This is a genomic window from Paenibacillus sp. JNUCC 35, assembly GCF_058269095.1.
In genome coordinates this window covers 5317806-5331196 of record NZ_CM177771.1, presented here as the reverse complement: position 1 = coordinate 5331196, position 13391 = coordinate 5317806, and the positions used below count along the sequence as shown (strand labels likewise).

Sequence of the window (13391 nt, the reverse complement as noted above, 5' to 3'; positions counted from 1 at the left end):
GCCAAAATCACACCTGTGTCGGAGGTGCGGCTCCCGTTACAATGGACGCATCACACTCAGATTGTTAAAGGACAGGTTTTCAGACGGGAAAGGGGAATGGCCATGTGGAAGGCGGCAATTGAAGATGCGGTGCTCAAAACGCGCCGGAATATCGGGAAGTTCGGCGACAAGTTCCCGCACGTGAGCGACGGCGGCAGTTACGAACTCCGGGATAACGACGAATGGACATGCGGATTCTGGCCGGGCATGCTCTGGCTCTGTTACGAATATACAAAGGACGAAGTGTTTCTGGAAGCGGCGCGGAGCACCGTAAGCGGCATGAAAAAACGGATGGAAGAGAACAAGGTGCTGGCCCATCACGATATCGGATTTCTGTACTCGCTTTCCTCCAAAGCGGAGTGGATCCTACTCGGGGACGAGGACGCCAAAAATTTGACGCTGGAGGCGGCCGACAAGCTGCTCGAACGCTGGAACGACAAGGGGCAGTTTATTCAGGCTTGGGGCCCCATGGGTGACGAAACAGAGGGCGGCCGCATCATTATCGATTGTCTGCTTAACCTGCCGCTGCTTTATTGGGCTTACGAGCATACGGGGGACGAAAAATACCGCAATACCGCCGTTATTCAGGCGGATAAAAGCAGACGGTTCCTCGTGCGCGGGGACGACAGCTCTTACCATACGTTCTTTTTCGAGCCGGTTACGGGGGAGCCGATCGGGGGCGCGACTCATCAGGGCTTTACGAACGGTTCCACATGGAGCCGCGGCCAGGCATGGGGCGTGTACGGATTTGCCCTGTCGTACCGGTATACTGGCAATGCGGCGTACCTGGAAACGTCCAAGCGGATGGCGCGCTACTTCGCGTCCCAGCTGCCGGAGGACTCCGTGGCGTATTGGGATTTCTATGCGGAAGTAACGCCGGAGACGCCGCGGGACAGCTCGGCTTCGGCTATCGTTGCCGCGGGTTTGCATGAGCTGATCGGACTCCTGGAGCCGGATGACCCGGACCGGGCCGAGTTCGCGGATCTGCTGGAACGTTCGCTTGCTTCTCTCGTGCAAAAATATTCGACGGCCGGCGAACCCGAAGCGGAAGGGCTGCTTAAGCACGGGTCCTATCATGTACGGGGAAATCTCGGCCTCGATGACTTTATGGTGTGGGGCGACTACTATTATCTGGAAGCCTTGATGCGTATGGAACGGAACATTCCCGGCTACTGGTATGACCGCAAGGAGCGGACCTTAGGATGAAGAGCGGCCGGATATGGGAAGGGTCGAATGCCGGACAGCCGGAGCTTGCCGCCGCTGCCGCCGCGCTCTTGGAGCCGGGCGGAGAGAGACGGAATGAAGCTTATCATACGCTGAAAAGGCATTACGAAACACGCACCTCTCCGGTGCTGTTTATCCGCCGGGAAGAACGAGAGCTCCTTGTGAGTCATGTCCGTAATCATTACGGGGAAGACATGCGGGAAGTGTTGGCTTCTGCCGAACGCGTTGCCGCGAAGACGTTCCTCTTCCGCGGGGAATGGGACATGGAGCCGACCTGCGTTCCGGTCACCTTCGCGGAGGACATCGACTGGCAGCATGTGCCCGCAGGCGATGTGGAGTGGGCTTACATGCTGAACCGGCATGCGTACTGGGTCGATCTGGGACAGGCGTACCTGGTCTCGGGCGACGGCAAGTACGCGGAAGCGTTCTGCGTGCAGCTGGACGACTGGCTGCGCCGCAATCCCGTGCCCGCCGGTCCGGCGGAAGCGTCCGCCACTCTGGCGTGGCGGACGATCGAGGCGGGGCTCCGCTGCATCAACTGGATCCGGGCGTACGAGTGCTTCCGGGACTATCCGGGGTTCACGGCGGAGCTGCTCGGCCGGATGCTGGAATCGCTGCATGAGCACGGCGAGTATATTGCCGCGGCTTTCGATCCCTGGAGGCGTCTCAGCAACTGGGGCGTGCTCGAAAACGCGGGCCTCTTCGCGCTCGGCGTATTTATGCCCGAGTTCCGAAATGCGGCGTTCTGGCTGGAAGTAAGCGCCGACCGGCTGCGGCAGACGGCCGCGCTCCAGATCGGCCGGGACGGCATGCATTGGGAGCAGTCCCCGCTCTACCATAATGAAGTTTTCTTCCAATATATGCACGTGCTGCACCTCGCTGAAAATAACGGCATCGGATTGTATCCCGAGTGGATCTCGGCCGTGAGGCGCATGGCGAAGGCGAATCTGTATTCTGTGAAGCCGGGCGGCAGGCAGCTGATGAAAGGCGACAGCGACGACAACGATATGCGCGACGCTTTGACCGCGGGCGCGATCCAGTTCGGGGATGCGGAGCTGAAATACGCCGGCCACGCCCGCGTGGATCTGGCGAACCTGTGGCTGTACGGCCTGCATAAGGCGGAAGCTTACGAGCGCCTGACGCCGGTACGGCCGGAAGCGGCATCCCGCGCGTTCGAGGAAGCCGGGCAGTATGTCATGCGCTCGGATTGGGAGCCGGACGCCCGGTTCGCCAGCATGAACTGCGGGCCGATGGGCGGCGGTCACGGCCATGCGGATATGCTGCATGTGGATCTGTGCGCATACGGCCGGGATTTGCTGATGGACCCCGGCCGCTACACGTATTACGGCGGGGATGAGTTCCGCCGGTATTTCAAGCTGGGAGCCGCCCACAACACGACCCTCGTGGACGGCAAAGAATTTACGGAGTACCTCGACACGTGGGACTACGGCCGTATTGCGGCTCCGCTGGGAACCCGGTGGTCATCGGGACCTGCGGCCGACTATGCGGAAGGCAGCCACGACGGCTATCTTCATCTGGCCGATCCCGTTATCCCCAAACGCCGTCTGATCTTCGTCAAGCCGGACTACTGGCTGCTGGCCGACAGCTTCCACTGCGGGGACGTGCATCGCTTCGAGCAGCGGTTCCACTTTGCGCCCGGCCAGGTGCGCGTCGAAGAGCGGGGAGTCAGCTTTACGACGGAGGACGGAGCGGCGGGTCTGCACTTGCTGCCGGTTATGCGGACGCCTCTTCTGACGGAAACGGGGCCGGGGACCGGCGGAGACAGCGCCGGAGCTTCTGCAGGTGAGGCGGCAGATGAGCAAGGCACCGGATGCAGCGATCAAGCGGGGATAACGGCCGGCCAAACGCCGGCCGGTGCTCCGGCACAGGCGGGCACAGACGTCAGCGGGGCAGGCACACCGCCACATACGGACGCGGCCGCCGACACATCGCCGCGGGCGGAAACGGATGAGGGCGGCCCGGCCTCCCTCACCGTGCCCACTCCCGGCGAGGGAGCGGTACCCGCGGGCATCGGCGCAGCCGGACGCGGCCCGCTGCTCGTCCGGACGGAGGACGCCTGCGTGTCCTACCGGTATAACGAGATGACGCCCGCTCCGGCCGTAACCTTCTCCTGCGGCTCGACGGGCCCGGCTTCCATGCTGCAGGTGCTTTACCCGGTCCGTCCCGGAAAGACGGAGGTTCCGGTCGTAGAGCAGGCGGACGTCTTCACCTACAACGGAGCCAAAGTGCCCGACTCCGCGGCAGAAGCCTGCCGCCTGACTTGGACGAGTACGGGGGAGCAGCATATTGTGGTGGTCTGCCACCAGACGCCATCGACGAGCATTATGTCTTACGTCGTGGAGGGCGTTCAAATTTTCGGCGAAGTTGTGCTCATTAAAAAAACGCCGGAAGGCATCGAAACAATCAACGTAAGATAGCGTAAAAAAACGGACGGAATATTTTTCCTTTAACGTTAGATATAGATGAAAAAAACTTAATAACGAATTGAAAATGTCTCCTGGAAGGAGACATTTTCGCATAAGGAGGTTACATGCGCATGACCCGTGTACAATACGACCGCAACAGCTGGATCATCGACGGCAGACGGGTATTTATTTTATCCGCCGCCGTCCATTATTTCCGTCTGCCGAGAGCCGAATGGGCGGAGGTGCTGGACAAGTCCAAAGAGGCCGGATGTAACTGCATCGAAACCTACGTTCCCTGGAACTGGCACGAAGAAGAGGAAGGGCAGTGGGATTTCAGCGGAGACAAAGATCTGGGAGCGTTCTTGGACCTCTGCGCCGAGCGCGGTCTGTACGTGATCGTGCGGCCGGGACCGTATATTTGCGCCGAATGGGATATGGGCGGGCTGCCCTACTGGCTGGAGCGTAAGCCGGATATGCAGTACCGGAAATTCCACCGGGAATTCCTGCATTACGTGGATCTCTACTGGGACCGTCTCGTACCGGTCGTTCTGCCCCGTCTTCTTTCGAATTCGGGCACCGTTATTATGGTTCAGGTGGAAAATGAATTCCAGGCGCTCGGCAAGCCGGATAAAGCGTATATGGAATATTTGCGGGACGGGTTGATAGAACGGGGGATCGACGTTCCCCTGGTTACCTGCTACGGCGCTGTAGACGGAGCGGTCGAGTTCCGCAATTTCTGGTCTCATGCCGAGGAACATGCCCGCACGCTGGAAGAGCGTTTCGCCGACCAGCCCAAAGGCGTCCTGGAGTTCTGGATCGGCTGGTTCGAGCAGTGGGGCGGACCGCGGGCCAATCAGAAAACAGCCTCCCAGGTGGAACGCAAGACGTACGAGTTGATTCGCGAGGGGTTTACGGCGATTAACTATTATATGTTTTTCGGCGGCACGAATTTCGGGCATTGGGGCGGCAGAACGATCGGGGAGCATACGTTTATGACGACCTCCTACGATTACGACGCTGCGCTCGACGAATATTTGAGGCCCACGGCCAAATACAAAGCGCTGAAACTTGTCCATGATTTCGTGCGCTGGATGGAGCCGCTTCTGACGGAAACGACCGGCAGCGCGGCCTTTATCCCACTGGGCAAACACTCGTCCGCCAAAAAGAAATCCGGCCCGCAGGGCACGATTCTGTTTATTCATAACGACGATACGGAGCGCCTGAACGGGATGCTCGATCTGCAGAAGTTCGGAATCGGATGTCCTCTTCCAGGAGACAACGATTCCATGCAAGCCGGGGCGCTGCAGGCGGACGCTCGGCACGACCACGCAGCCTCCGCTTCCGGCCAAGCCGCGAAGCCGATCTCCCCGCTCCCTTATACGGTGGAAGCGGGAGCTATCCTGCCGGTCGTATGCGGCGTGGAAATCGGCCGGACCGGGGCCGGCCAGCCGGTCACCCTGGAGGCGATGACCGGCTTCACGACAGGCTTCGACCGCGGCAGAGGCGCCGTGTACCATGAGGCGGGCCAGCAGTCCGCGCTGGTTCTCTCCGCGGCCGGACTCACCGGCCTGGAAGCGGACTGTCCGCTGCCGCAGCGCGTCCGCACGGACGAAGAAGGCCGCCTCGTCTTCACGCTGTTCCACGGGAAACGTCCGCAGACGATCACGGTGAGACACGCCGGCGGGGAAATCGCCCGCATCACCGTGACGGACCGTGCGGCCGTCGAAGCGGAAGCGGCTTCTATTCCGGAGGCCCGGGGAACGGCCCCGGTTCTGACGGACTGGCAGCAGGCCGATGAGGAACCGGATGCCGAGAAGGAATTTGCCCGCGAAGCCGAAGGTCCGCTCGATTTCACGTCTTTCGGCCGGTTCAGCGGGTACCTGGCTTACGAGGCCGAGGTCGATTCCGCAGAGGAAGCGCTTCGTACGCTCACGCTTCCGCGCATCGAGGACCCGGCACGGGTCTACGTAAACGGCCGGTACGCTGGGCAAACGACGGAAATCGGAGCGGCGGCGCTCGCTATCCCGCTTCGGCAGGGAGCCAACCGCCTGCGGATTCTCGTGCAGAATATGGGCCGCTACAATTTCACCCAGACGCTTGCCGAGCCGAAGGGGCTGAGCGCGATGCCGAGCCTGGGCGGAGCAAGCGCCGATTTGACGGAGGGCTGGCAGGTTGACGGCGCCGGACGGGTGCATTCCTTGCGGGCGCTGCCGGAAATCGAAGGCCGGATCGGCCTGTACCGGACGCTGCATACCGGCAAAGAGTACGACAGCGGAGTCATCGTCGGGTACGGCTTATCCAGGCTGCGCGTGAACGGGCGGAAGGTCGTTCCTCAGCTCTACAACGAGACGGCATGGAACCGCGGCGATGCCCCGTACGGGGTGGCGGACATCGGCGAGCTGCTCAAGGAAGGCTGCAACGAGCTGGAATTCGACGCCGAAGGAATCAGCCATATTCCGAAAATGAAGCTTTACCTGTATGCTTCGGCTTCCCGTATTTCCGGCTGGGTGACGGCGGGCGCGGCCGATCCGCTCGATGCGGCGAACTGGTCGGCACTGGAGCCGGAGCCTGAGCTGGAGTCTGGGCCGAATGCGGCGGCAGCATCGTCACAGGAGGCGGTCCCGGACCGGGACAGGCTTCCCCGCTGGTTTAAAGCTGCTTTCGACTGGCCGGAGCATAGCGGCGATGACAGCTCGAAGCGTACGGACAGCGTCCATGCGGAGCAAGCGGACGAGCCGGACGGAGCCAAGCTGAAAATCACGCTCGACGGGCTCAGCAAAGGGATTTTGTGGGTGAACGGATTTTGCCTGGGCCGTTACTGGCAGATCGGTCCCCAGGAATCCTACAAGATTCCGGTCAGCCTGCTGAAGAAGCGCAACGAGGTCCTTTTCTATGACGAAGAGGGCTGTCATCCTGGCGGCGTCAGACTGGAGCTTGTGGGCGGACCCGCCTAAGCGGCCGGAATCGCCATAATCTTTTCCAAAAGCAAAAGACATCGGAACTTTGTCTCTCGGGACGGTTCCGGTGTCTTTTTTATTTTCAAAAAGAGAAAATTAACAAAATTTTTTGCCATATTTAAATTAAATAATAAAATAATACTTCAAAAAGCGCTTTCTTTCCCTGATAATAGAAAAGGTGGGGGTATTTCTAAATTATGAATGAAAGTGCTCCCGGTTCATAAAATCTTTATAAAGATAGGGGGTGGAGTTTACAAGACAACCGTATACTTTCCTGGCATGGCCCACTGCTCAACAGCCGGAATGCGGAAATGACGACAAACTTTGAACCAGCTTGGGAGGTATGTGACGATAATGGCGAAAAACAGACGGAGACTGGCATCTTTTCTCAGCGGAATGATGCTGGGTTCCCTCCTGCTGCCGGCAGGACAGGGATTAGCGGCAGTGCCCGGCACGACAGCGTCGGCAGGGCAAATCGTGGACAAACGGGTGGTGGAAATAGGGCCCGGCGCCACGTACCAATGGATGAATATGAAGCTGGACCGGGGGCCGGAAAAGCTCCATTTTGTAGAGTTCGATCCCAAAAACGCGGCTTTGGAGCTGCAGGCGGGCAAAACCGGAGGCAAGGTGTACGGGATGCAGGGCGTCAGCCAAATGGCTGCGGATGCGGACCGGACGGGCAACCGGGTCATTACGGCCGTTAACGGAGATTTTTACGATATGTCTACGGGAATTCCGTCCGGGCTGTTTATGGGAGAAGGCGAAATCCTTGCGAGTCCCCCGGCGGACTGGTACGCCTTCGGCATAAAAACCGACGGGACAAGTCTTTACGGGCCGAGCCCGAAGCTGACCCGGACCCTTGCGTTCGGCGGGCAGAGCAGTCCCCTTACGGACATCAACCGGCTGCGGGGAACGGAGTCGCTCGTTCTTTACACACCCGAGTTTCATTCTTCAACGATGACCAACGACCTTGGGGACGAGGTGGTGCTCGATGTGACGGGCGGAGCCGTGCAGAGCGGCCAGACGCTTGTGATGAAAGTATCCGAAGTACATAAAAACAAGGGAAATACCCCGCTAGCCCAAAATCAGGCGGTTCTGTCGGCCTCGGGCAAGTTCCGGGATACGCTGGCCCAACTGAAACCCGGGGATGACGTCACCGCCAGCTTTACGCTGGAAGGCGAATGGAAAGACGTCCGGGTGGCCATCGGCGGCTCGGGGCTGCTCGTCAAGGACGGTTCCGCCCAGCCGCACAGCGATCCGGCGGCGCATCCGAGAACGGCCATCGGGACGAAAGCGGACGGTTCCGTCATCCTGCTGGAAATCGATGGCCGTCAGCCGGGCTTCAGCGAAGGCGTGGACTTGACGGAGCTGGGCCGACTGATGAAAGACCTCGGCGCCGTCAATGCGCTGAACCTCGACGGGGGCGGATCTTCCACCTTCGTGGCGCGGATGCCCGGCGAGAAAACGCGGAAAATTCTGAACACGCCGTCCGACGGCGGGGAACGCAAAACCGCAAACGGTCTGCTGCTCGTCAACAAAGCGCCGGAAGGCGCTGCGGATAAACTGGTCGTCCAGCCGCAAACGGAGCGTGTGCTGACCGGCTCGTCCACTGCGTTCAAAGCGGCTGCCGTGGACGCCAATCTGCATCCCGCACCTTTTAACGGGACTCCGCAATGGAGCATCGATCCGGCGATCGGTACGTTTGCCCCGGACGGTACGTTTACTGCCGGCTCCAAGGCGAGCGAAGCTGTCATCACGGCCGCCTCGGGCGGGTTGACGGGAACGGGGAAGGTGGAAGTCGTGGAAGATTTGACCGAACTTAAATTTGCCGATGCCGTAAGAACCTTCACGTCCGGCAGCTCGGAAACGCTGAACATAACGGCTTTGCGTGACGGGCAGGTCGTTCAAGCGGACAACAGCCGGATTCAGTGGCGCACCGAGGGGCCGATCGGCTCGATTGACGCCGCCGGGGTTTTTACCGCCACGGCCGAAACCGAGAAAACCGGAAAGATTTATGCCAAATACAAGAACGTAGAGACATCTCTGGATGTGACTGTCGGTGTTCCTCCGGTTATTCTGGAAGACTTCGAGAACGGGCTGGACCGCTACAATCCGAGTTCGGGCGCCCAGTTCAAGAGCACCAACGTGAGCATCGAAACGGATGAAGAATTCGTGCGTTTCGGCAAAAACTCGCTGAAGCTGGCCTACGATTTTACCGGGATGCCGGGAACCTCGGGTGCTTATCTGCAAGTAAAAAGCGGCGCCCAGCCTATCCAGATTCCGGGCTACCCCGAGAAAATCAGCATGTGGGTATACGGGGACGGGAACAAGCACTGGCTTCGTGCGCAAATGCGCGACGGCAAAGGTGCCGTGGCGCTTGATTTTGTCGACCAGACGGTAGGGGTCGATTTCAAAGGGTGGAAGTACCTGGAGGCCGTCGTGCCCAAAGGAAGAACCCTCCCGCTGACGATGGATATGCCGGTCCGCTATATGGAGACCTCGTCGGCCAAGAAAGACGCCGGAGCGATCTACGTCGACCAGATCCGGGCGCTTTACGGGCCTGCGCAGGACGATATGGACCCGCCTCTCCTGAAAAATTTCTCGCCAGGCGAAGGCGAGACGATTAAATCGAACCTGCCGACGATCAAAGTGTACGGGGAGGACTACGGCTACGATCCCGCCAAGCATCCCGGCACGACTCTGATCGATCCGGACAAAATCCGGTTCTATCTCGACGGGGCCTTGGTCCAGCATACGCTGTATCCGCCGGAAGGCCGGATTTACTACACGCCGGGAACGCCTTTGGCGGACGGAATCCATCAGGCGAAGGTTTCGGTCCGTGACCTGTCGGGCAACCAGACGACCAAAGAATGGACGTTCAACGTCGACACGGGCTCGGCCAAAATTGTGTACGACACGCCCAAAGATGTGTATGCGGGCGGAACGTATTCCCTCGATGTTAAAGGCATCAAAGCCGCAAGCATCAAAAACGGCCGCATCGACTTCGCTTTCGATCCCGGTAAAGTCGAAAACATCCGGCTTGTCCGCGGTCCGAAGCTCAGCGATATACAGCTGACAGCGGACATTGACGGCGCAGCGGGTCTTGTAAGCCTGAAAATGAAAGAGCTTCAGACGGCCTCCCTGACGGATCAGGATATCATCGGCCAAATTCAGTACGATATCCGGAAGGATGCGGCCGGCACGAATCTTATCGCCTTTAAGTCCGGCTCCGTTTCGTTTGCGAATACGGGGGATACGAGCTTCTCCTTCTTCGGCCTGCCGCTCTCTTCGGAGATCCGAAACCAGTTGAAGCTGGAATGGAACGACTACGGTCACGTGCAGGGATACGAAACCGAGCTTGTCGTGAAAGACGAGCAGGGTGCCGCTGTCGAAGGGGCCACGGTGCTCGCGGACGGTTCCTCCATCGGAACGACGGACGCTCAGGGCAAGCTCCGTACGCAGGCGCTGACGGCCGCCGTCAAAAGCTACAAGCTGCAGGCGGCGAAAGGGAACGCCTACAGCGCGATTTCCGTCTTTGCGGTATCCCCCCTCGGAGGGAGCGAGACGCCTTATAACATTGGCGTGAACATGGGTCCGGACCCGGCCGCATCGCGCGCGTTTATCTGGCATACGAATCCCGGAACCGAACCGACTGTGGTCGAACTCGTCAAGCAGTCGGAATTTACGGATTTTCAAGGCAGCGGCGTGAAACGGATTACGGGAGACAGCAGCTTGTACAGCACGCTGGATATCGGGACGATCCGCATTCATAAAGCGGTCGCGGACGGCCTGGAGCCGGGAACCTCTTACGTGTACCGCGTAGGAGACGGTAAAGGCCATACGAGCAAGCAGGGTACGTTCAAGACGGCGGAACTTGCGGGAGACCATACGAAATTTCTGTATTTTGCGGATTCCCAGGCTGGGGATCAGGCAGGTTTTAATTTGTGGGGCAACACGGTGAAAAAAGCGGTCGCCGACAACCCGGACGCGGAATTCATGGTTCATGCCGGGGATATGGTCGACAAAGGCTTTAACGAAAAAGAATGGAACATGTGGTTCGGTGCGGCCCAGGATGCGTTTTTGAACACGACGCTCGTGGGAACGATCGGCAACCATGAAGTCATGGGAACGAGAGAAAACAGCGACTTCCTGGCGCATTTCAACCAGCCGGGCACCGGACTGGACAGCTTGAAGGGCAGCAGCTTTTCCTATGACTATAAGGACGTTCACTTTGTGGTGCTGAACAGCGAATATCAGTATGAAGAGCAGAAAGAATGGCTGAAGCGGGATCTGGCCAAAACGAACAAGAAGTGGAAGGTCGCCATTTTCCACCGGGGTCCGTACGGAAGTATCTACGATACCGCCGAACTCCGGAGTTTGTGGGCTCCTGTACTTGAGGAGAACAACGTAGATCTCGTGTTGAACGGGCATGATCACATTTATTTGAGAACGTACCCGATGAAAAATAACCAGATCGTGGCGGACGGACAAGGAACGACCTATGTGGTTGCCGGTTCCAGCGGTCCGAAATTTTATCCGGTCACCAAACGGGACTGGCAGCGGGTGATCGACGAGGAGCAGACGCAAATGTACGCTTCCATCGACATTACCGGCGACGAGCTGAAATTTGTGACGAAAACGGTCGGCGGCCGGGTCGTGGACGAATTCAGCTTATATAAGAAAGGGGTTCCTCCGGCATCCGTTGAAATTGAACAACAGAATCTCAAGCTGGCCGTAGGAGAAAGCGTGAAGTTGACCGCCGCCGTCAAACCGGCTAACGCGACGGACCAGAGCGTGACATGGTCCGTGTACAGCTCGACTCCGGCGGGCGCGGTAAGCGTGACGGCCGATGGAGTGGTCCAGGCGGCGGGTCTCGGTACCGCGGTGATCCGGGCGACGAGCGGCACGGCGCCCGATGTGTACGGAGAGACGACCGTGACGGTGGACCGGCTGCCGTCGGGTCAGCTTGCTTCCATCGAGCTGTCCGGCAAGGGTTCGCTTAAAGTCGGGGAAACCGATCAGACGGTTACCCACGCGGTTTACACGGATAACAGCCGGTTCGACCTGCTGGACGGCGTGACATACAGCAGCAGCCGGCCGTCCGTGGCGCAGATCGACCCGCATGGAGCGGTGAAGGCCTTGACGGAAGGAACGACCGTCCTGTCCGCCGTCTACGGCGGATTCACCGCGCAGTACGAGCTGACGGTGAAGGCTTCCGGCAGCGGAGGCAGCGACGGCGGCAGCGGAGGAGGCTCCGGCGGCGATAATGGCGGCGGAACTCCGCCCGTACCGCCGGTAGAGCCGCCTGTGAAGCCGCAGCCCGGCTCCGCCGGCAAGCTTGCCGCCACCGCCGCAGAGCTGGCGGCGATGAAAGCCGCAGGCGCGGTCACTTTCGTGGCGTCCGCACCGTTTGAAGAGCTGGCGCTGCCGGGGAATGCCGGCGCGCTCTTGGGCGACACCGCCGTCCGCGTCCAAGCGGGCAACGTGGCGGTGACGCTTCCCGCAGCCGTCCTGCGCGAGCTGGGCGAGCTGGTGCCGGCGGCCGAGCGGGAAGGCAGCACGCTGAAGCTGAGCGCGGCACGGATCGCCGGCGAAGACGCCCGCAGGCTGCTCGGCAGCGCATCGGCCGCTTCCGGCGCAAGGCTTGCGGCGGGAAGCGACCTGCTGGAGTTCCGTCTGACCGTCACGACGAAGGACGGCAAAACGAGCGAGCTGACGAAGTTTGCGAAGCCGGTCACGATTGAGCTTCCGGTCGGCGCGAGCGTGGACGCAAGGCTTGCCGGCATTTATCAAATCGCCGGAAGCGGCGCCCTTGAATATGCCGGCGGTACTTGGCACCTGGGCAAGCTTTCGGCCGATGTGAATCATTTAGGCACGTATGCCGTGCTGGAATACGGCAAAGCCTATGCCGATGTGCCCGCAGATCACTGGGCCGCCGGAGTCATCAAGGAGCTGACGGCCCGGCACCTGATTGAGGGGATGACCGAGAACACGTTTGCTCCCGAGCGGAAAGTGACGCGGGCGGAGTTCGCCGCCATGCTCGTCCGTCTGCTGAATTTGAAGGCGGAGGGAGTACCGACTTTCTCTGACGTGTCCGGACAGGATTGGTACGCGGGCGCCGTTGCCGCAGCTTCCAAGGCCGGACTCGTAAACGGCGTCACCGCCTCCGAGTTTGCGCCGGAAGCGGTCATCAAGCGCCAGGAAATGGCGGCGATGATCGTACGGGCGTACGAAGCTGCGGCCGGGAAGAAGGCAGCCGGAGGCGAACCCGTCCGTTTCGCCGACGTGGAGGCTTCTCCCGCATGGGTGCGGGAAGCCGTCGACGCCGCCTCGCGCCTGGGGCTCGTGAACGGGCGCACGGCCGACGGATTCGAGCCGGAAGGCACCGCCACTCGCGCCGAAAGTGCGCAGGTGACCGTTAACCTGCTGAATAAGCTGGGAGGCGTCATCCGCTGATGGGGGTGACCGCCGCCATGCGACGCCACACATGCGCCGGGAGTGTGCGCGGTGTGTAAATAGGCGGAATAACAAGCGGAATCCCGTCTGCGGCTTGGGATCCTGTAAATAGGCGGAGCTGAGATGCGGAGATAATTAGAGAAGCACCAGTCACTTTCCGGATTTGAGGAGGACGAATTCTCCCCGAATACAGCTTTGTTTTAACAACCTGCCCGGCGTCTCAGGACGACGAGGCAGGTTTTATTTTGCCGGAAAACTTCTGGAACTTTCTACCGGGCTTTTCCGAAAC

At 59.9% G+C, this 13391-nt stretch carries 4 protein-coding genes; all 4 read left to right on the top strand.

The window, feature by feature from the left end; genetic code table 11:
- Positions 1-102 precede the first annotated feature (102 nt).
- The 4 genes from AC2TF6_RS24035 to AC2TF6_RS24020 all read left to right on the top strand — a co-directional run bounded on the left by AC2TF6_RS24035 (position 103) and on the right by AC2TF6_RS24020 (position 13102).
- Positions 103-1245 carry a glycoside hydrolase family 88 protein gene (locus tag AC2TF6_RS24035; RefSeq protein ID WP_491308829.1) on the top strand — a complete coding sequence of 381 codons (1143 nt, stop codon included), beginning with the start codon at positions 103-105 and terminating at the stop codon, positions 1243-1245.
- Positions 1242-3701 (top strand): alginate lyase family protein, encoded by a 2460-nt coding sequence (locus AC2TF6_RS24030; RefSeq protein ID WP_491308828.1) that lies wholly within the window; start codon positions 1242-1244, stop codon positions 3699-3701. The genes AC2TF6_RS24035 and AC2TF6_RS24030 overlap by 4 nt, the downstream gene beginning before the upstream one ends.
- 119 nt (positions 3702-3820) lie before the next feature.
- The gene (locus tag AC2TF6_RS24025) at positions 3821-6643 is read left to right on the top strand and encodes a beta-galactosidase (protein ID WP_491308827.1); all 2823 of its coding nucleotides are present in this window, start codon (positions 3821-3823) and stop codon (positions 6641-6643) included.
- Positions 6644-7000: 357 nt separating this feature from the next.
- Positions 7001-13102: a phosphodiester glycosidase family protein gene (locus tag AC2TF6_RS24020; protein ID WP_491308826.1), complete on the top strand. Its 6102-nt coding sequence runs from the start codon at positions 7001-7003 to the stop codon at positions 13100-13102.
- Positions 13103-13391: the final 289 nt, after the last annotated feature.

What these genes read in the sequence shown, in the direction of transcription:
- AC2TF6_RS24035 (WP_491308829.1), top strand. Translation starts at nt 103, where the DNA reads ATGTGGAAGGCGGCAATTGAAGATGCGGTGCTCAAAACGCGCCGGAAT.
- AC2TF6_RS24030 (WP_491308828.1), top strand. Translation starts at nt 1,242, where the DNA reads ATGAAGAGCGGCCGGATATGGGAAGGGTCGAATGCCGGACAGCCGGAG.
- AC2TF6_RS24025 (WP_491308827.1), top strand. Translation starts at nt 3,821, where the DNA reads ATGACCCGTGTACAATACGACCGCAACAGCTGGATCATCGACGGCAGA.
- AC2TF6_RS24020 (WP_491308826.1), top strand. Translation starts at nt 7,001, where the DNA reads ATGGCGAAAAACAGACGGAGACTGGCATCTTTTCTCAGCGGAATGATG.